The 18,923-nt window shown below is 66.2% G+C and carries 15 protein-coding genes; 1 reads left to right on the plus strand and 14 read right to left on the minus strand.

Features of this window, described 5'->3' with window-relative positions:
- Nucleotides 1-20: 20 nt before the first annotated feature.
- From JC616_RS11775 to JC616_RS11820, 10 genes are all read right to left on the minus strand, one after another.
- A complete protein-coding gene (locus tag JC616_RS11775; protein ID WP_227108459.1) occupies nucleotides 21-2,432 on the minus strand; it encodes a type VI secretion system Vgr family protein in 2,412 nt (803 codons plus the stop codon).
- On the minus strand, nucleotides 2,423-5,053 hold the full coding sequence (gene tssH, locus JC616_RS11780) for a type VI secretion system ATPase TssH (RefSeq protein WP_227108460.1): 2,631 nt from the start codon (nucleotides 5,051-5,053) through the stop codon (nucleotides 2,423-2,425). The genes JC616_RS11775 and tssH overlap by 10 nt, the downstream gene beginning before the upstream one ends.
- Nucleotides 5,050-6,030, minus strand: coding sequence for a type VI secretion system baseplate subunit TssG (locus JC616_RS11785; RefSeq protein WP_107799090.1), 981 nt, complete (start codon nucleotides 6,028-6,030; stop codon nucleotides 5,050-5,052). Before JC616_RS11785 ends, tssH begins: the two co-directional genes overlap by 4 nt.
- Nucleotides 6,027-7,889 carry a type VI secretion system baseplate subunit TssF gene (tssF, locus tag JC616_RS11790; RefSeq protein WP_227108461.1) on the minus strand — a complete coding sequence of 621 codons (1,863 nt, stop codon included), beginning with the start codon at nucleotides 7,887-7,889 and terminating at the stop codon, nucleotides 6,027-6,029. The genes JC616_RS11785 and tssF overlap by 4 nt, the downstream gene beginning before the upstream one ends.
- A complete protein-coding gene (locus tag JC616_RS11795; RefSeq protein ID WP_107799088.1) occupies nucleotides 7,886-8,332 on the minus strand; it encodes a GPW/gp25 family protein in 447 nt (148 codons plus the stop codon). The genes tssF and JC616_RS11795 overlap by 4 nt, the downstream gene beginning before the upstream one ends.
- 75 nt (nucleotides 8,333-8,407) lie before the next feature.
- Entirely contained in the window at nucleotides 8,408-8,935 is a 528-nt protein-coding gene (locus JC616_RS11800; protein ID WP_039755389.1) for an Hcp family type VI secretion system effector, read from the minus strand.
- A 166-nt stretch (nucleotides 8,936-9,101) separates the two neighbouring features.
- Nucleotides 9,102-10,613 (minus strand): type VI secretion system contractile sheath large subunit, encoded by a 1,512-nt coding sequence (gene tssC / locus JC616_RS11805; RefSeq protein ID WP_107799087.1) that lies wholly within the window; start codon nucleotides 10,611-10,613, stop codon nucleotides 9,102-9,104.
- Nucleotides 10,610-11,134 (minus strand): type VI secretion system contractile sheath small subunit, encoded by a 525-nt coding sequence (gene tssB, locus JC616_RS11810; RefSeq protein WP_107799086.1) that lies wholly within the window; start codon nucleotides 11,132-11,134, stop codon nucleotides 10,610-10,612. Before tssB ends, tssC begins: the two co-directional genes overlap by 4 nt.
- Nucleotides 11,135-11,164: 30 nt before the next feature.
- Entirely contained in the window at nucleotides 11,165-12,100 is a 936-nt protein-coding gene (locus JC616_RS11815) for a type VI secretion system ImpA family N-terminal domain-containing protein (RefSeq protein ID WP_227108462.1), read from the minus strand.
- Nucleotides 12,101-13,150: 1,050 nt separating this feature from the next.
- Nucleotides 13,151-14,287 (minus strand): DUF4158 domain-containing protein, encoded by a 1,137-nt coding sequence (locus tag JC616_RS11820; protein WP_158274267.1) that lies wholly within the window; start codon nucleotides 14,285-14,287, stop codon nucleotides 13,151-13,153.
- A 513-nt stretch (nucleotides 14,288-14,800) separates the two neighbouring features.
- Between JC616_RS11820 and JC616_RS11825 the strand changes: the two genes are divergently transcribed.
- A complete protein-coding gene (locus tag JC616_RS11825; RefSeq protein ID WP_199225851.1) occupies nucleotides 14,801-15,217 on the plus strand; it encodes a hypothetical protein in 417 nt (138 codons plus the stop codon).
- Between the two features lie 72 nt (nucleotides 15,218-15,289).
- Here the strand turns inward: JC616_RS11825 and JC616_RS11830 are convergent, their stop codons facing one another.
- The 4 genes from JC616_RS11830 to JC616_RS11845 all read right to left on the minus strand — a co-directional run bounded on the left by JC616_RS11830 (nucleotide 15,290) and on the right by JC616_RS11845 (nucleotide 18,917).
- Nucleotides 15,290-15,688: a hypothetical protein gene (locus JC616_RS11830; RefSeq protein ID WP_107799084.1), complete on the minus strand. Its 399-nt coding sequence runs from the start codon at nucleotides 15,686-15,688 to the stop codon at nucleotides 15,290-15,292.
- 271 nt (nucleotides 15,689-15,959) lie between these two features.
- Entirely contained in the window at nucleotides 15,960-17,495 is a 1,536-nt protein-coding gene (purF, locus tag JC616_RS11835) for an amidophosphoribosyltransferase (RefSeq protein WP_107799083.1), read from the minus strand.
- 106 nt (nucleotides 17,496-17,601) lie between these two features.
- Entirely contained in the window at nucleotides 17,602-18,096 is a 495-nt protein-coding gene (locus JC616_RS11840; protein ID WP_048415279.1) for a CvpA family protein, read from the minus strand.
- Between the two features lie 5 nt (nucleotides 18,097-18,101).
- Nucleotides 18,102-18,917 carry an SPOR domain-containing protein gene (locus tag JC616_RS11845; RefSeq protein WP_227108463.1) on the minus strand — a complete coding sequence of 272 codons (816 nt, stop codon included), beginning with the start codon at nucleotides 18,915-18,917 and terminating at the stop codon, nucleotides 18,102-18,104.
- Nucleotides 18,918-18,923 lie beyond the last annotated feature (6 nt).

An 18,923-nucleotide genomic window follows, 5' to 3' on the forward strand; every position in this document is an offset into this window, starting at 1 on the left:
TCCAAGCCTGCGCCGCCTCATCAGCTTTTCACCTGCATGCCCAGCTTCTTCAGATCCACTCCGGTGTCCGAATAGGACGCGCCGGTGTAGGAATAGCTGACCCCGGTGGTGGAGCAGCTGGAGCCGGTGCTGGACACGCTGGAACCGGTGCTGCTGACCGAGGAACCGGTGGTGGACATGCTGGAGCCGGTGACCCCGGTGGACGAGCCGGTGACCGAGACCGACGAGCCGGTGACGCTGGCGGAAGCGCCGGTGGTGGACACCGAGCAACCGGTGACGCTGGCGGACGAGCCGGTGGTGGACATCGAGGTGCCGGTGACGCTGGTGGACGAACCGGTGGTGGACATCGAAGTGCCGGTGATGCTGGTGGACGAGCCGGTGTCCGACATCGAGGTGCCGGTCACGCTCTTGGAGGTGCCGGTGACCGAGGTGCTGGTCCCGGTGACGCTGGTGGAGGTGCCGGTATAAGAGGAGGACACCCCGGTCATGCTCTGCGACATGCCGGTGGCCGACACGCTGGTGCCGGTCATCGAGGTGGAAATGCCGGTCATGCTCTGCGAGGTGCCGGTCACCGAGGTGCTGGTGCCGGTCAGGCTGGTGGACACGCCGGTAAAGCTGGTGGACACCCCGGTGAAACCGGTGGAAATGCCAGTGAAGCTGGTGGAGACGCCGGTAAAACCGGTGGACACCCCGGTGAAGCCGGTGGAGACGCCGGTAAAGCTGGTGGACACCCCGGTGAAACTGGTGGACAGGCCGGTGAAGCTGGTCGATACCCCGGTGAAGCTGACCGACAGGCCGGTGAAGGACACCGACACCCCGGTGTAGCTGATCGAGGCGCCGGTGACCGAGGTGGACGTGCCCTTGACCGAGGTGTTCTTGTCCTGGCCCACCGCCTCCGAGCTGTTGCGCTCGGTGGTCTGCTGCATGTCCCGCTCGGCGTGCACCATCACCCGCTCCGCGCCGCGCTGGTCGTCGAAGGTGATCTGGCTGGCGTTGCTGTAACGGCCCTGCTTCAAGGAGCGCGTGACCAGGCCGGTGTAGCGGATGTCTTTCGGCAGGTCGTAAGGCGTCGGATTGTCGCCGTTGTAGACGATGCCGGTGATCATCGGCCGGTCCAGATCGCCGTCCACATAGGTGACCAGCACTTCCTGGCCCACCCGAGGCATGGCCAGCACGCCCCAGCCCTTGCCGGCCCAGGCTTGCGACACCCGGATCCAGCATGAGGCGTCTTCTTCCTGGGTCTTGTAACGGTCCCAGTGGAAGTGCACGCGGATGCGGCCCAGCTTGTCGGTATGCACTTCCGCGTCCACCGGCCCCACCACGGTGGCGCTCTGGATGCCCGGCAGGATGGGCTTGGCCGTCAGCCGCAGCGGGCGGAACGGACGGTCGTCCGTCATCGCCCGGAACACGGCCATCACATTGCGGCCCTGGCCGCTGCTGTCCGGCCCGTCCTGCAAGAAAGTCAGTTGACTGGCGGTCACGTAGTAGCGGCGGTTGCGCGCCGCGTCCGGGTGGCCGTCCAGCGTGAAAGCGCCGCCGGTGGCCAGGCCGCGGGCGTTGGCCGTGCCGGTGAGCTGGTGGGAATCCGCCTGCAAAGCCTCCAGCCGCAGCCGCGCCAGCCGGTCGCCGCCGGCCTGATCGCTATAGCCGGCGCCGTAGTCGTAATGCTCCAGCCGGATGCCGTCCAGGCTGGCTTGCGCCTCCTGGGCGTCGCTGTCCAGCCGGTTGGACGGCGCGTGGTAGTCGAAATCGCGCAGCGCAACATTGGTCGGCCGCACCCGCCGCCCGCGTTGCAGCCGCTGCACGCCTTCGCGGCCCGGCACCGGACGGAATTCGTCGCCGTCCGGCAGGAAGCGCAGCAGGCCGTAGCCGGCGGTCAGATCGTCGAAGCGCTGGGTGTCGGACAGCACCACCACATGACGCTCCGGCTGGTGCTCGATCCAGAAGTAAATGCCCTCGTCCTCCAGCAGCCGCTTGACGAAGTTGAGGTCGGTCTCCAGGAACTGCACGCAGTATTCGCGCGGCTCGTAAGCGTGTTCCAGCTCGAAACGGAAGTCCGGCCGCTGATGCTCGCCGAAGACCTGCTCGACGATCTGCGGCACCGTCAACTGCTGGAACACGCGGCAGTTCTGGTTCTCCGCCAGGAAGGACAACCAGCTGCCCAGCTCCAGCGTGTAGGTGTAGCTGTCCTGGGTCTGGCCGCTGTCGTAGCCGCCCAGCACCTGGCAGTGGAAAGGCCGGACGCCCTCGTCGCCCAGGTCGATGTCCACCGTCAGCCGCGAGCCGAGCAGCCCGTCCAGGTCCAGCGCCGGGTCGGCGCAGGCGATGTCGAGCTGGTAACTGGGTTCCTGCGACAGGCGTTCGTCCGCCTTGAAGCTCAACGCGACGCTGTCCGCGTCCAGCAAGAGGCTGTGCAATTCGATCAAACGCATGCGGTTTCTCCCGGGGCGGCGGATTCGGCCGGCGCGGCCGGCGGCAGCGGCACGCCCTCCCCGTCGTCGAAAATCAGTTCCAGTTTTTCGGCGGCGCTCAGGCGCACGCTGTGCAGGGCGCGGTCGGCGGCGCGCGCTTCCAGCACGCCGCGAGCGATGGCCGGCATCACCCGCTGGCGCAATAGATCGCCCACCGCGCGGCCGCTGGCCGGGTGCCTGGCCACCGCTCGGGCGATCCAGTCCGCGGCCTCGGCGTCGGCGCGCCAGTCCAGACCGTTGGCGCTCAGGCGCTGGCCGATGTCGTCCAGGGCCTGGCGCGCGATGCCGGCCAGCGCCGGCTCGCCCAGCGGCCGGAAGGCCACCACCCGCATCCGCGCCAGCAAGGCCGGCGCGAAACGGCGCTGCAAGCGTTCGCGCGCCAACGCGTCCAGCCGGGACTGAGAGACTTCGGGCTCGGCGGCGCAGGCGGCTTCGATCTCGGCGTCGCCCAGATTGCTGGTCAGCAGGATCAGGCAGTTGCGGAAATTGATGTGCCGCCCCTCGCCGTCCTCCATCCAGCCCTGATCGAACACCTGGTAGAACATTTCGTGCACGTCCGGATGGGCGCGGTCGAACTCGTCCAGCAAGAGCACGCTGTAAGGTTTTTTGCGCACCGCCTCGGTCAGGCGGCCGCCTCGGCCGTAGCCGACATAGCCCGGCGGCGCGCCCTTCAGCGTGGACACGGTGTGGGCTTCCTGGAATTCGTTCATATTGAAGCGCAAGAGATTGCGTTCGCCGCCGAACAGCGCCTGCGCCAGCTCGGCCGCGGTCTGGCTCTTGCCGGTGCCGGTGGGGCCGGCCAGCAGCATCACCGCCATCGGCCGCCGCGGATCACCCAGGCCGGAGTGCGCCACTTGCAGCGCCTCCACGATGGCGTCCAGCCCGCTTTCCTGGCCCTGGATGCGCTGGTTCAGCCCTTCGCGCAGCGCCATCAGCCGCCGCGCCTCGTCCTGAGCCATCTGGGTGACCGGCACCTGGGTCCATTCCGACAGCACTTCGGCGATGGCCTGCGCGTCCACCCACGGCCGCACCAGCCGTTCGGCCCCGCTCAGGGCCTCGGCCCGCTCCGGATCGGCGCCGCCCGTTTCCAGATCCTCCAGCCAGGCGCCCACCTCGGCGCGCTGCTCGCTCAGGGCCGCGTCCAGCGCGTCGGCGCGCGCGGCGGTTTCCTCGCGCTCCCTTTCCAGTTCCGCGCCGTCCGCCGGCGCGGCCAGGCCCAGCCGCGCGTCGCTGGCGCGCCAGTTCAGCGCCTGCTCCAGCGTCATCGCGCGATGGCGCAGCCGGTCCAGCGCCGCCGGCTGGCAGCTCTGGCTCATCGCCACCCGCGCGCAAGCGGTGTCCAGCAGGCCGATGGCCTTGTCCGGCAGCTGCCGCGACGGCAGATAGCGGCGCGACAGCGTCACCGCGGCGCGCAAGGCGGCGTCGACGATGCGCACGCCGTGATGGCCGGCGAAGCGCGGCGCGATCATGCGCAGCATGTCCACCGCGGTGTCGTCGTCGGGCTCGTCCACGGCCACGGTCTGGAAGCGGCGCACCAAGGCGGCGTCCGGCTCGATGAACTGCTTGTATTCCGACCAGGTGGTGGCGGCCACCATGCGCAGCTGGCCGCGCGCCAGCATCGGTTTGATCAGATTGGCGGCGTCGCCGGTGCCGGCGTTGCCGCCGGCGCCGATCAGGGTGTGGGTTTCGTCGCAGAACAGGATGACGGGCGCCGGCGCGGCGATCACCGCGTCTATCACCGAGCGCAGCCGCTGTTCGAACTCGCCGCGCGCGCCGGCGCCGGCTTGCAGCCTGGCCACGTCCAAGGCCCAGATCTGCGCGCCGCGCAGGCCCGGCGGCACTTCGCCGCGATGGATGCGCTGGGCCAGCGCCTCCGCCACCGCGGTTTTGCCGACGCCGGCCTCGCCCACCAGGATGGGATTGTTCTGCCGCCGCCGCGACAACACGTCGATCACCGCGCGCAATTCGGCGTCGCGGCCTATCACCGGGTCCAATTCGCCGGCCGCCGCCTGATCGCTCAGGCTGACCGCCCATTGCCGCAGCACCGCGGCCGGATCGGCGGCTTCGCCTGCGGCCCCCTGGGCGGCGGTTCCGGCGGGCGCGTCGGCCGCTTCCGGCCAAGCGCCGGCCAGCGCCTCGTAACGCGCGACGATATCGTCCAGCGACAGCTTGGCCAGCGCCTGACCGATGCGATGCTGCAGCCAGCGCCGCGTCGGCTCCTCGTCCAGCCAGGCCAGCAAGAGATGGCCGCTGCGCACCTTGGCGGCCGGCGCGGCCACCTGGCTCCAGCTGATGGCCGGCGCCACGCTGCGCTCCAGCGCCGGCGAGATGTCGCGCAGCGATTCGCCGCCGGCCTCGGCGGCGTCCAGCGCCTTGCCCACGCGTTGCAAAGCGGCGGCCGGCTCGCAGTCCAGCGCCTCCAGCAAGAGCGCGACGTCGCCGCCGCCGCGGCGCAGCAGGCAAAGCAGCCAATGATCTAGGTCCACCAGCGCGTGCCGGCGCGAGCGCCCCAGGGCGGTGGCTTCCACCAAGGTGTCGTATGCGGTTGGGCCTAAGCGGCCGAAAATGCGTTCTCGGTTCACAGCGGATCCTGGAAAGATTCATACACGGTGAGAGTCCGGAGCGAGACGCCTGGGCGGGACCATGCGTCCACCCCCAGGCGCATGCGCCCCACCTTGCCTGCCAGTTCCGGCCGGGTGCGGACCTGGACCTTGATGACCGGGGCGGCCCGGCCATCGGCGAAATCTGCGGCGACGGCGAACATCGCCAGCACCGCGGGCGCGCCGCGCCGCCAGCGGGAAAACTCGGCGGCGTCGATCGGCCCTATGGTGATGTCCAGCGCGTGCTGGGCGTCCCAGATCCGGCTGCCCACGCGCCAGCTCCCCAGCCGGCGCGGCCCGCCTGCGCCTTCCCGCAGCGGAATCCAGCGGCCCTGGCGCGGCGACAAGCGCACCGGCGCGCCGAAATAGCCGGCCAGGATTTTCTGCAAGTCCGCCAGCGAGCGGCGCGGCGCGTGATAAGCGCCGGGATGGCTGCGCCGGCAGGCGGCGGCGTGCGGGTCCAGCAGCGGCTCCGCCTCCGGCGCGGCGCCGGCCAGCGCGGACACGCGCTCGGCGAAGGGATGGCGGCCGCGCTCGTAGCCCAGCGCCGGATGCATCGCCGCGCGGGCGGCGTAGTGCAGCCAGGCCAGATCGCCGCAGGCCAGGTTGACGAAGCGTTCGAAGGCGGCGTTGCGTTCCAGCCGGCGCTCGTGCAGCGCGTGCTCGGTGATGTGCAGCGGCAAGGGCCCGTAGGGCGCGAACAGGCCGAAATGGCGGCAGACCACGCTGACGCGCGGCGCGGCGTCGTCCTCCGCCTCTTCCACCTTCACCCCGCTGATCTCGCTGCTGGCGAAGTGCATGTCGGCGGCCTGTTCCAGGCCCAGCCAGTCCGGCCGGCGCCGCAGCCGGCCCGCCGCGGCGGCGTCCGGCAGCCGCCATTGCCAGGTTTCCACGCGGCGCATCAGTTCGAAGAAGGTGCGCTGCGGCTTAAGCTCCCGGATCATCTGCTGTCGTTTCATTGCAGTTCTCCGTCCGCGCGTTGGGTGTTGCCGTGCCGGCTGACCGGTTCGCCGTCCAGCCTCAGGCTGACCTCGATGCCGTCGTTGAGCGTGACCGCCTGGGCCAGCGCCTGGGCCAGCAGCCGGCCGAACAGCCAGCCGCCGCGGTCCGCGTGCATCACGGCGGCGATGTCGATGTCCACCAGGGAGGCGCGCACCAGGGCCTGCGGCGAACCGCGGCCGGCGGGCAGGAAGCCGGCTTGCAGATGCGCGGCCTTCAGGCTGTCTATGCGCTGGCGGTCCAGCGCCAGTTCCGGCTGCGCGGCCAGCCGCAGCTGCTCCGCCAGCCGCGCGGCGATGTCCTGACGGCCGGCGCCGCGCAGGCTCAACGGGTTCTGGCCGATATGGGCCACCGCCTGCCAGCAGCGCTCCAGGTCCGGAATCGGCCGCGGCGCGCTGGCCGGCCACAGGCACTCCAGCCGCGCCACCGCGCCGCCCTCGGCGCGCAGCTCCGCCGCCGGCAGGTCTTCCGGCCGCCAGCCGCGGTCCGCCACCAGCGCGCGCCCGGTCAGGGTGGCGATGTCGTCCAGGCCCAGATCGCCGGCGCAGGCGGAAATGGTGATCAGATCATGGCTGCCCAGCGCGTCCGGGCGCGCCTGGCGCGGCCCCTCGCTTTGCAGCGCCGGCTCGCGGCGCAGCGAATAGCGCGCCGCCGCCGGGGCGCTCTGGTAGCCGCCGGCGTCCAGCGCCGGCCGCGCTTCCCGCGAGCGGCCGTTGCTGTCGCAGACATTGATTTCCAGCAAACGCCACAGGTGGTGTTCGGCCGGCCGCATCCGGTCCACCGGAATCCATTGCTCGGTCTGGTTCGGATCGTAGGGCACCGGGTCCAGGCGCTTGGGATAGAGATTGATCGCCGGGGTGGCGAACAGGCGGAACTGGCCGGCGTCCACCTCGCCTATCAGGTCCAGCGGCGCCTGGCGCAAGGCCAGGATCAGCTCGAAGCCGCGCGCCGACGGCGCCCGCGCCGCCAAAGCCGCCAGCGCGTCCAATTCCACGCTGAGCAGCCGCGCCGGCTGGGCGAAGTATTCGCGCAGCAAGCGCAAGCCCGGCAAGCCGCCCGCCTCGGCCGGCAGCAGGGCCTCGCCCTCGTCGGCGGCGGACAGGCGCAGGCCGCCAAGCGGCAATTCCAGCAGGACTTCGCCGCCGCGGCCGTCGTCGGCCGTCGCGTACCAGGCGCCGACGTCGGCCAGCATTGCGCGGTGCAGCGCGTAAGCGCGCGGCAGATCGCCGGCCAGGCTCAGGTGCAGCGGCTTGGCGCCGCCCTCCGTCGCGGCCAGATCGCCCAGCGACACCGTGCCCTCCAGTTTGAAGCTCAGGCGCAAGGCGGCCTGGGACGAGGCCAGCCGCCGCGCCAGCTCGGCGGACAGCCGGGTCAGGCCGCGGCCGCACTCCGCCCGCTCCAGCCGCAGCGGCAGCAGGGTCACCTCGCGCCCGGTGGCGAAGGTGATGGGCCGGGTCGAACCCGGCAAGGTCGCCTGGATCAGGGTGCCGCGCGGCAGGCTGCGGCCGCGGAAGGCTTCCGGCGAGGCGAAGTCCGGATGGAAGGCGAAGCTGCTGATCGCCGGCGTGGCGCTCAGATACAGCGGGCAGACCTGGGCCAGCGCCTGACGCGCGAATTCCGCGCACTCCAGATCCAGCCGGGTCTGCACTCGGGCGGACAGAAAGGCCACGCCCTCCAGCAGGCGCTCGACGAAGGGATCGGCGACCGAGTTCGGCCGCAGGCCGAGCGCCGGCGCGATCTGCGGATGCTCGCGGGCGAAACGCGCGCCGGCCTCGCGCAGATGGCGCAATTCATTATTGTAGTGATCGAGGAAATTCATCCGGCCGCCCCCGCCTCCGCGGCGCGCGGCAGGCCGAAATAACCGTCCAGATAATCCAGCGTCAGGCTGAGCCGCAGCGCTTCGCCGCCGTCGCGGGTCACCGCGGCCACATCGAAATACAGCAGCTGCCGCGCCTGCGGCCCGCTGCCGGCGCGCGCGCTCACTTCCAGCCGTTCCGGGTCCAGCCGCGGCTCGAAGCGGCGGATGGCGTCGCGGATGTGGGCGCTGACGCGCGCCGGGTCGATCCGGCTCGACTTTCTCTCCGCCAGCGGCGGCCGTCCGTAATTCCACACCGAAGTCTCCAGCTGGCTGCCCGCCGCCAGCGGCAGGCGCGCGCCGCGCAGCGCGGCGTTCATCAAATGCGCCAGATCGCGCGCGATGCTGGCGGCGAGCGTCTCGCGCCCTGCGCGGGCGGACAGTTGGTCGAATAATCGTGGCGTCATGGCTGCCCGGCGCCGCCTGGGCGACGCCGTCCCGATAGAGAGGAAAGAAGGCCGGAAAGTCCCGGCTCATAGCGCTTAAACGGCTGCGTTCAGCTTCAGGTCGTAACCCGCCTTGATCACCGCGCCCATGGTTCCGTCATTGCGCTGTTCGCGGTATTCGAACTCGATCTTGGCGAAGTTGATCTTGATCTCGTCGGTGGGCAGCACGCTTTCCACATCGCCGCTGCCGTGGCCCATGATGGCGTACGGCATATTGCCCAGCGTGCGGAAGGAGGACACCAGACCGCTGGCGAAGGTGATGATCATGAAGTCCTGCTGGCCGTTGCCGGACTTGCGGCAGATCAGTTTGGCGCGCGGGATGTGTTCGCCGGTGGCGCACATCAGGAACAGCTTGGGCGAGGCCTTGTTCGAGACCATGCGGAACTCGAAGTCCTTCATTTCCACCTTGCCGGCGCCGCCGCCGCTGCCGAAGCCCCATTTGCCCGAGTTCTCCTCGGCCCATTGCCAGCTCTGGATCTGGATCAGGCCCGAGTACTGCTGGTCAGTTGATTCCCCCTCGACTCCTTCAATCTGCAGAAAGTAGTCAACCAATGCATTTGCCATGTTGCGATACTCCGAAAAAAAGTGATGGACAAGCCAGACCTGAAACGGAATGCAAGCGCCGGGGCGACTCAGGTCGTTCCCGCCCCGCGCCAAACCGGCCGCCGTCAGCTCTTGCTTAAGCTAAGCGCGGCGGTGAATGAACGGGCTATCGGAAGCGAGCCGCGCGCTAGCGAGCCCCCTCCTGCTTGGCCGACGGCAGCTTGGAAACCAGCCGCAGCGACACGGTCAAGCCTTCCAGCTGGAAGTGCGGCCGCAGGAAGAACTGGGCGCGGTAGTAGCCGGGGTTGTCCGGCAGCTCATCCACCAGCACCTCGGCCGCGGACAGCGGGCGCTTGGATTTGGTGACCTCGCTGGAAATGCTGGGATCGCCGTCCACGTAGTTCATCAGCCAATCGTTGAGCCAGCGCTGAGTGTCTTCCCGCGATTTGAAGGAGCCGATCTTGTCGCGCACGATGCACTTCAGGTAATGAGCGAAGCGGCAGGTGGCGAAGATATAAGGCAGGCGCGAGGACAGATTGGCGTTGGCGGTGGCGTCGTCGTCCTCGTACACCGCCGGCCGGTGCACGGTCTTGGCGCCGATGAAGGCCGCCATGTCCGAGTTCTTGCGGTAAACCAGCGGCATCAGGCCGGATTCGGACAGCTCGTGCTCGCGGCGGTCGGAGATGGCGATCTCGGTGGGGCAATGCAACTCCACTTCCTTGTCCTGCGAGGGCAGCACGAATTTGGGCAGCACCTCCACCGCGCCGCCGGACTCCACGCCGCGGATCTTGGTGCACCAGCCGTAGGTGCTGAAGGCGCGGGTGATGTTGGCGGCCATCGCGTAGGCGGAATTGGCCCAGCAAAAATCGCTGGCGCGGTTGGGGTCCACCTTCTCCTCGAAGCCGAACTCCTCTATCGGCTGGGTCTTGGGCCCGTAAGGCACCCGCGCCAGGAAGCGCGGCAAGGTCAGCGCCAGGTAGCGCGAATCGTTGCTTTCCCGCAGCCGGCGCCAGAACGCGTATTCGGTGGCGGTGAATATCTTGGACACGTCGCGCGGATTGCCCAGCTCGCTCCAGTCGTCCATCTGCAACAAGCTGGGCGCGGCGGCGGAGATGAAGGGTGTGTGCGCGGCGGCGGCGATCTTGGACATCTCGGTCAGCAAGGCCACGTCCTGCGCGCTGTGGTCGAAGTGATAATCGCCCACCAGGCAGCCGAAGGGCTCGCCGCCGAACTGACCGTACTCCTGCTCGTAAATCATCTTGAAGATGGGGCTCTGGTCCCAGACCACACCCTTGTAGCGGCGCAGGGTCTTGCCCAACTCTTTCTTGGAGACGTTCAGGTAGCGGATCTTCAGATTCTCGGTGGTGTCGGTGTTGGACACCAGGTAGTGCAGGCCGCGCCAGGCGCCTTCCAGTTTTTGGAAGTGCTCGTTGTGCAAGACCAGGGTCAGCTGCTCCGAAATCTTGCGGTCCAGCTCGGCCACCAATTGCTCCACCGTCTGCGCCACGTCCTCGCGCACCACCACCCGGCTGCGGCGCGCATAGGCCAGCAAGGTCTGCACCGCGCTTTGCACCGCCTCGGCGGCTTCATTGGTGCGCGGCCGGAACGAGCGGCGCAGGATGTCCTTCAGGCCGTCGTCCACCGTGGTTTCGGTCTGGCCGGCCGCGGCCGGCGCCTGCATCTCGGCATGGGTGCTCATCTCGCCTCCCCGTCGGCCTGGGCCGCCTCGCCCGCCGCGGCGTCGTCCGCGGGCAGATGCAGGTCCTTCAGCAGCTGCTCGATCAACTCCTCGGCCGCCACCTTGCCGTCCATATAAGTCAACAATTCCTTCAACTGGCTGCGCGCGTCCAACAGCACCGCCAGCTCGGGGATTTTCTTCACCACCTCGGCCGGCTCGAAGGACTCCATGGAGTCGAAGCTCAAGTCGATCGGGATCAAGGTTCCGTCATCGGTGATCACGTTCTTCACGTGGTAGCTGAGTTCCGGCGCGATCTGCGCCATCCGCAAGTCGAAGTTCTCCACGTCGATCTCGGTGAAACGGCGGTCCTCCACCGCGCCCAGCGCTTCGATGTTGTCGCCGGACAAGTCCGCCAACACCCCGGCTACAAAAGGCAGCTCCACCTTTTTCTGCGAACCGTAGACTTCCACGTCGTATTCGATCTGCACGCGGGGCGCACGGCTTTCCCCGATGAACTTCTGCGCATCCTTCTGTCGCGCCATGGCATATGTCCTTTCCCTGATATTGCTTGACTACCCTTGTAAAGGCCGGGGGCGATCCAATTTCGCCACCAGCGCATCCGATTCGGCGAACAGCTCCGCCATCAACTCCTCAAAGCCCGCGCCCAACATCCGCTTGGCGCGCAGCAGAAAGATAGGCGCCGGGTGCCCGGGCTCGTGCTCGCGGAAATACGCGACGATCAAGTCCAGCGCCGCCGCCACCTCCTCGCGGCTGTTCAAGGCGCCGGCCGGCAACGCGCGCGCCGCCGGGGCGGCCTCGCTCAAGACGGGCGCTTCTGCGGGGACCGCGGCAAGCATCGGCGTCAGCGCCGCTTCCAGCTCATCCAACAAGGCGATCAGACCGGCGCAGTCAAACTGCTCGGCGAAACCCTCGCGCTCGCTCAAGTCCGTCAAGGCGGCCAGTCCGGCGCGCAGCCGGGACAGATCCCGCAACGCCCGCTCGCGCTCCGCCGGCGGCGCGGCGGCCGGGTCCTTGGCCAATTGACCGACGCGCAGCTCGCTGTCCGCGCTCAGCCGGCTGTGCGCCAGCTGATGCAGGAAGGCCGGCCCGCACAGCCAGGCCAGATGCAGCGCGTGGGTTTCACCCGCCGGCGCGTCCGGCTGCCCGGCCGGCCGGATGTTTTCCAGCGGCTGCGCCGCGATCGCGGCCAGCGCCGCCAGTCCTTCCGCCGCCCCGGCCAGACCGCGCTGGGCCAGCGCCGCGCGCAGCAGCCAAACACCAACCCGCACATCCGCGGCCTTGCCAAGCAGGCCGCGGCAGGCGCTTTCCACGCTGGTCCAGTGGAAGGGCTCCGCGCCCTTGCGCAAAGGCACCTGGCCCACCGCGTCGTATTCGCAGATCGCGGCGTCGACGCGGGCGAAGTCCGCGTCGAAATCCAGCTCTTCCGCGGCCGGGGTGTCCGGCAAGGCGATATCGGCGATGGCGTGGTTCATGGTTTCAGCGTTCATGACGAAAGTTTGCTTCCAACGGCGGCCCTGCCCGGCCCGCCTCAATGTTTTGAATAAGGCGCCAATAAACGGCTGGCGCGCTTTCACAAAAACTCGAGAACAAAGTTATAAGCAAACGCTTGAGTCTGTCCAAATAAACGCCCGGCGGCGGGTTTACCGGTAAACACCGGGGAAACGGGGCGAAACCGCACGGCAATACAAATGCATAAACCGTTTTTCATGACGGCCGCGCATGCAAGGACTTGAGGAAATAGTTAAGCGCGCAGCCGGAAGAATGGCTTGCGGCAGAGCAGAATACGGAAGGAAGGCGCTGAGTTTGACGCGTCCGCCAGCTTAATCGGCGTCGATTTTCAAGGCCGGCCGATAAAATAAGATCGGCAATCGCAAGCGCAAGATTTTATTTGCATTTTTAGCGAATATCGGCCGCGCCCGCGCGATGCTCGGTGAGTGCGCAAGCACGGCGGCGCCAGTCGCGGCGCGCCGCGCGCTCGTCGGCGCGGCTTGCCGGATCAAAGAAGCGATCCAGGCGGCGGACAATGTGCAAAACACATACTTATTAGGACAATTTGGAGAAAAGTTTTTAATGCCGAGACTTGTTTGGTGTAAATTGGCATAAGCCGTCTATTTTCTAAAACGCTTATGCGAAAATGGCGATTTTATTAAGCCAAGACTTAATAAATCATGGAAAGACGGATCTTAAGCGGCTAAAACGTGGAAAGTGCAAATTCACATTTTGCTCAAACTTTGTTGCATTTGATACACAAAACCCAGGCATTGGGAATAACGCTTTTTCCGCACGTTAGCATATTTAGATAGTCCCGCATATCCGCGCGCCTTATTTGCATAAATCAAAAACAAGATCAGGGTTTTCCCTAATGATCGGCAATAAAATAAACGATTGTTTAATTTTGTAACCGTTTAGTAATTTTTATTAAATATCCTGGACGCGCTAAAAAAAATAAACCCCGTCAATGACGGGGTTTAGGATTCAGCGATTTTCATTCATTTCGCTTGCGCCGCGGCACATCGCCGCCGCGCGTTCAAGCCGGCTCACATCAGTTCGCCGGCCTCCAGCGTTTTGCCCACCAGGCGTTCGCGCAGATCGAGGATTTCCTTGACCAGGGCGGCGCGCAGCTCCAGCACCAGGGCCAATAAGGTGGCCATGCGCCGGCGCGGCTCCAGCTTGGCCAGATCCTTGGGCTTCATCTGCCGGCCCTCGGCCGCCAGCCTGCCCATCCTCTGTTGCGACACCAGATTCTGCAAACCGGCGGGCAGGGACAAAGCGTCAATCGCCTTCAGTTTTTCCAGGTTCTGCAACATGCGCAGCAGAGCCGCGCGCGCCTGCAGCACGATGGCCACCAGGGTGGCCATGCGCCGCGGCGGCTCCAGTTCGGCCAGATCATGGCAGCTCATGCCGTCGCCGGCGCGGGCCAATTCCTGCATCCGCCCCGGCCCCACCAACTGAGTCAGGTGGGCCGGCAAGGCCAGCGCTTCCACCACTTGCAAGCGCTCCAGCTGCGGCGCCGCGCCGCGCGCGCGGTCCGCGTTCAGCCGCAGCCAGGCCAGCGTCGTCAACTTGCCGCCCTCCCGCAGCTCCAGCAAGGCGTCCAGCCGTTGGCGCTGGCAGGCGCTCAAGGCTTCGTTGAGCCGGGAGTAGACTTGACGCGACCCCAGGGTCAGCGCCGCCGCGCAACTGCGGTCAATCACGCCTATGGCCGGCAGCACGATGCGCCTCTGGCGCAGCCAGGACACCATGGCCTGCGCCAGGCATAGCGGCTGATCGGTTTGAGTGGCCAGCCGGGCCAGGTGGCGCAAGACCGCCTGGCCGTCCTCGGCCCGGTACGGCCTCAATCCCAGATAGGCGTAGAGTTTGACCAGATGCTCGCGCCGGGTCTGATCGCGGGTGGCGTAGCGTTCCCAGTCCTCCTCGCGCGCGCCCAGCGCGGCCGCCACCCGCCGCAACAAACGTGGTGCGGGCTGGCAGCCCTCGTCCAGCGCGATGCCGGGATGGCGCAGATAGCACAGCAGCACGGCCACGCCCAAGCGGTTGGCGCTGCCGCGGTGCTGCTGGATCAAGGCGAAATCCTGTTCGCTGAAGGCGGTTAACTGATCTAACTCGTATTCGTCGTCTGGAGGCTCCAGCAAGCTGGCGCGCTCTGGCGGCGAGAGCAACGGACGTCTCGGCATAGTTCTCTTCCCCTGGCCTTGGCCAATGCGCGAAGCGCCGGCGTTTCTGCGGGCCGGCTGCCTCGCTTGGGCTCCACCGCTCTGACGGCGGCACTGGAGCCGGTGACGCCCTTTGCCGGCCATGTCCGCCGACGAAAGGGCTAACTAAAACATTATGAAGTTCAAGTTGCTTCACTGGTAAGCATTACTTTGTGATGGACCGCATTTGCGGTAGTTCCCGGAAATATGCCGATTTCTTAATTTGAATAGTGAATTAGTCACACGACAAAGGTTTTCACCCCCATAAAATGCCATTGTATTTATTTTTGCCATGATAAGTCCGGGTAAAAATAGCCGATGGGCGATTAGAATCACCGCATAAGGGTGCGCGCCGCGCGCTCGCCGCGGGAAAGACGGGAACTTCTGTCATTCCAAACGAATCCCATGCTTCCATAAAGTGCTTAATATTGTCAGTTTCGCGCGCGAAGCGGGCCGCCGGTCCGACGCCGCCCACGCCTTGCAAGGAAGACGCCGATGTTCGAGTCCTGGATCCGTTTTTCCGTGCTCCTGTCGATAGGAGTCACCGTGTTGTCGCTGGCCATCACCGGCTTTCTGCTGTTTCGCTCTTTCGACTGGACCTCGCAATTGCGCGGACTGTCCGGTCCCTGGCAGCGAGAAAGCGTGAAAGACGGCGTCCGTCTCAACGCCGACGTCTTGTCGATCCGGCAAACCGGCCTGCTGGTGAACCAGGTGCCGATGATGCGATTGGAGTTGAGGGTGTGGCAGGACGGCTTCAGCCGGGAACTGACGATTGAACAACTGATAGATCTGGGCAATATGCCGCGCGCCGGCGAACGGGTGGAAGTCATGGTGGACCGCCAGGACCCGTCCCGCGCGTCCTATCTGCGGCTGGCGCCGGCGGGCGACGCGCCGCCTGCTCGCCTGCCTTGAAAACCGGCAAAGTCCGCCTCGCGCGGCGGACGAGCGCTCGCGAGGCGGGGCGCTCCTTCCGCTCGCGCGGCGCTAGGCCCGGGTGGGTTTGCGCGGCCGCCGCGCGCGCCGCTGCAACAATTCCTCCAGTTGCGCGCTGATTTCCAGCGAGGCCTTCGCGCCCAGACCCTGCTGCAGCGCGTCGCGCTGCGGCGGCGCCGCCTGGGCGAACAGCATGGTTTCCCGCAACAGGGCGTTCATCGAATCCAGCCCGCCCTGCGCATGCGTCTGCAAGCGCGCGTTGATGCGGCGCAGGCTGTCGGACACGTCGATGGAATCCGTGACCGCGCTGTTCAAACGCATCAGCTGCCCTATCTTCAGATAATCCTGCAGCTTGATGGTGCCGCTTTGGTTCATGGTCAGCACCAGGCCTTCGATAATCCTCTCCAGCGCGGCTTGCCGCGCAACCAGCATCTCCAGAATGTCATCCATATCCACTCCTCAATATCAGGCGCGTCAAAGGCAGACTAACAAGTAAACAGTTTTAAATACATATTAATTTAGACCAGTTTACGCGGCTGCCTTATCACGCCGGGTTTTTATCGGCTTATGGCATTAAATATTCAATATGGGAAATGGGTTTGGCAAGCGAAATACCGCAGGATCCGGCTATCGCCGGCGCGGTTGTCGCCAAATTGCGTCGGGAAACGGATAAAAAAAGACGGCGGGCATTGCCCGCCGCCGTTTGGAAGCTAAATCATTATTACATTAGATTCTGTTCCGCCACGTTCAGGTTCAGATCGATCATATGTTCGCTGCCGCCCTGCTCCGCCCCGGCCTTGCCGTCCAGACGCTCGGCCTCGATCGCGTCCAGATAGGCCGGCGTGATGTCGCCGGTGATGTATTCGCCGTTGAAGCAGGAGGTTTCGTAGCAGCTCAGCTTGGGGTTGACGCTGCTGACCGCCTCTTCCAGCGCGGACAGGTCCTGATAGATCACCGCGTCGGCGCCGATCTCGCGCGCGATCTCGGCCTCGTCGCGGCCGGTGGCCAGCAGTTCCGCCCGCGTCGGCATGTCGATGCCGTAGACGTTGGGGAAGCGCACCGCCGGAGCGGCCGAGGCGAAATACACTTTCTTGGCGCCGGCGTCGCGCGCCATCTGCACGATTTCCTTGGACGTGGTGCCGCGCACGATGGAATCGTCCACCAGCAGCACATTGCGGCCCTTGAATTCGCAGGCCACCGGGTTGAGCTTCTGGCGCACCGATTTCTTGCGCACCGCCTGGCCCGGCATGATGAAGGTGCGGCCGATGTAGCGGTTCTTGATGAAGCCCTCGCGGTACGGCAGGCCCAGGTGGTTGGCCAGTTGCAGCGCGCTGGGGCGACTGGTGTCCGGGATGGGCATCACCACGTCGATGTCCAGCTCCGGCAAGGCGCGGCGGATTTTCTCGGCCAGCTTCTCGCCCATCACGATGCGCGCCTGGTAGACCGAAGCGCCGTCTATCACCGAATCCGGGCGCGCGAAGTACACGTATTCGAACAGGCAAGGCGCGTGGCGGGTGTCGCTGGCGCAGCTGCGGGCGTGGAATTCGCCGTCGAAGCTGACGAAGACGCCTTCGCCCGGCTGCACGTCGCGCAGCAGGCTGAAACCGGAACAGTCCAGCGCCACGGATTCCGACGCGAACATGTATTCGGTCTTGCCGCTGTTGACGCAAGTGCCTATCACCAGCGGGCGGATGCCGTTGGGGTCGCGGAAGGCCACCAGGCCGTAGCCGGCGATCATCGCCACCACCGCGTAAGCGCCGCGCACGCGGCGGTGCACCGCCTCGATGGCGCCGAACACCGCGTCCACGCTCAATTCGTTGGCGCTGAGGCGCTGGGTCAGCTCATGGGCGAACACGTTCAACAACACCTCGGAATCGGAATTGGTGTTGATGTGGCGCAGATCGTGGCGGAACATGTCCGCCTTGAGCTCTTCGGTATTGGTCAGGTTGCCGTTGTGCGCCAGCACGATGCCGAACGGCGAGTTGACGTAGAACGGCTGCGCCTCGGCCAGGCAGGAGGCGGAGCCGGCGGTGGGATAGCGCACATGGGCGATGCCGGCCGCGCCCAATAGGGAACGCATATTGCGCGTGCGGAACACGTCGCGCACCATGCCGCTGCCCTTGTGCATGTGAAAGGTCTTGCCATTGGCGGTCACGATGCCGGCGGCGTCCTGACCTCGATGTTGCAGCACCTGCAAACCGTCATACAGCAACTGGTTGACCGGAGCCTGACCGACCACGCCTAGAATTCCACACATCTTTTGCTCTCTTCCCTACTACTAAAGAAACGGACAAAAAAACAAGACAAAGAAAAAGGCGGAATCTTGAAGTGAAGATATCAAGATATTCCGCCTTGTTCACCAGCTACCCGGTGTAGTGGAGGTTATCGGCCAGCATCGCCGGTAACCAGGGCCTTAATGATAAGGCCACCGATTCAAATGGCGCCGAGAGCACGGCATTCCTCCACATGGGTTGTCGCGGCAGATCGCTCAAGCCGCCCACCAAAACCAGGGCCGTCACCAGCACCAGCCCGCGAGCCAGGCCGAACACCGCCCCGAACAATCGATTGACCCCGCCCAGCCCCACGCTGTCCAGCATGCCGGTCAGCGTGACCCGCAGCAAGGCCGTGGCCAGCCAGGCCAGGAAAAACACCGCCACGAAACCGGCCACCAGCCGCAAGCCTTCCGAACTCAATTCGCCGGGCAAAAACGCCGACACCACCGGCGAAAACTGCTTGGCGCACCAGAAGGCGATCAGCCAGGAGCCCAGCGACAGCACTTCGGCCACCAGGCCGCGCATCATCGCCACCAGGATGGAACCGGCGATGATGGCGATGGCAATATAGTCGAAGATGGTCATGACGGCTACTTGGTCACGATAATGCCGTTAACGCCGGCCTTGGCCAGCTTCTGCAAGGTGGCTTGCGCCTCGGCGCGGCTGTTGAACGGGCCCACCCGCACCCGGGTCACCTCGCCCTTGCTGGTCTGCACCTTGCTGAAATGCGCGGACACGCCTATCGACGACAGCTTGGACTTCAAGGCGTCGGCCTTGTCCGGGTCCGACAGCGCCGCCAGCTGGATCACCGATTTGCTCTCGCCCTTGGCCGCCGGCTCCTCTTTCTTCGCCGCCGGCTTGTCCAGCGAATCGAAGCGTCCTTCCAGGATAGCCGCCGGGTCCGGCTTGCGGGCCGGCTTTTCGTCCAGCTTGATTTCGGGCTTTTTATGCTCGGGCTTGGCCGGTTTCGGCTCCGGCTTGTGTTCGGGTTTGGGCTTGGCCTCCGGCTTGGGCTCCGGTTTGACTTCCGGCTTGGGCTCGGGTTTCGCCGCGGGGGCCGGCTGCGCGGCCGGCATCGCCGGCGTCATCGTGGACAGATTGGCCGCCAGTTCGGTGGCGCCGGGCTTGGCCGCGGGCGAGACTTCGGCCAGCGCGGCGGAGGCCGCGGACGGCTGGGCCGGCGGCGGCAAGGCGCCCGCCGGCGCTTCGGCGTGATTGGCGGCCGGCGCGGAAGCGCCCGCGCCCAGCACTTCTATGGACTCCGGCTTCATCTGCTGCTCGGGCAGGCGTCCCACCACGTTCCACAAAACGACGGTGGCGACGGTAACCAAGACGACAGCGCCCACCAGACGGCGTCTGGCGCGCTTGCGCAACAGGATCAACTCCTCGTGGGTGGATAAAGCCATGCTTTC

The organism is Chromobacterium rhizoryzae (genome assembly GCF_020544465.1).
Classification (GTDB): Bacteria; Pseudomonadota; Gammaproteobacteria; order Burkholderiales; family Chromobacteriaceae; genus Chromobacterium.

Bases quoted from the DNA above. Each gene is read 5' to 3' on its own strand.
- JC616_RS11840 (WP_048415279.1), bottom strand. From the start codon at position 18,096: ATGACCATCTTCGACTATATTGCCATCGCCATCATCGCCGGTTCCATC.
- tssF (WP_227108461.1), bottom strand. From the start codon at position 7,889: ATGAATTTCCTCGATCACTACAATAATGAATTGCGCCATCTGCGCGAG.
- JC616_RS11795 (WP_107799088.1), bottom strand. From the start codon at position 8,332: ATGACGCCACGATTATTCGACCAACTGTCCGCCCGCGCAGGGCGCGAG.
- tssC (WP_107799087.1), bottom strand. From the start codon at position 10,613: ATGAGCACCCATGCCGAGATGCAGGCGCCGGCCGCGGCCGGCCAGACC.
- JC616_RS11825 (WP_199225851.1), top strand. From the start codon at position 14,801: ATGTTCGAGTCCTGGATCCGTTTTTCCGTGCTCCTGTCGATAGGAGTC.
- JC616_RS11815 (WP_227108462.1), bottom strand. From the start codon at position 12,100: ATGAACGCTGAAACCATGAACCACGCCATCGCCGATATCGCCTTGCCG.
- JC616_RS11820 (WP_158274267.1), bottom strand. From the start codon at position 14,287: ATGCCGAGACGTCCGTTGCTCTCGCCGCCAGAGCGCGCCAGCTTGCTG.
- JC616_RS11775 (WP_227108459.1), bottom strand. From the start codon at position 2,432: ATGCGTTTGATCGAATTGCACAGCCTCTTGCTGGACGCGGACAGCGTC.
- JC616_RS11785 (WP_107799090.1), bottom strand. From the start codon at position 6,030: ATGAAACGACAGCAGATGATCCGGGAGCTTAAGCCGCAGCGCACCTTC.
- JC616_RS11800 (WP_039755389.1), bottom strand. From the start codon at position 8,935: ATGGCAAATGCATTGGTTGACTACTTTCTGCAGATTGAAGGAGTCGAG.
- JC616_RS11845 (WP_227108463.1), bottom strand. From the start codon at position 18,917: ATGGCTTTATCCACCCACGAGGAGTTGATCCTGTTGCGCAAGCGCGCC.
- JC616_RS11830 (WP_107799084.1), bottom strand. From the start codon at position 15,688: ATGGATGACATTCTGGAGATGCTGGTTGCGCGGCAAGCCGCGCTGGAG.
- purF (WP_107799083.1), bottom strand. From the start codon at position 17,495: ATGTGTGGAATTCTAGGCGTGGTCGGTCAGGCTCCGGTCAACCAGTTG.
- tssB (WP_107799086.1), bottom strand. From the start codon at position 11,134: ATGGCGCGACAGAAGGATGCGCAGAAGTTCATCGGGGAAAGCCGTGCG.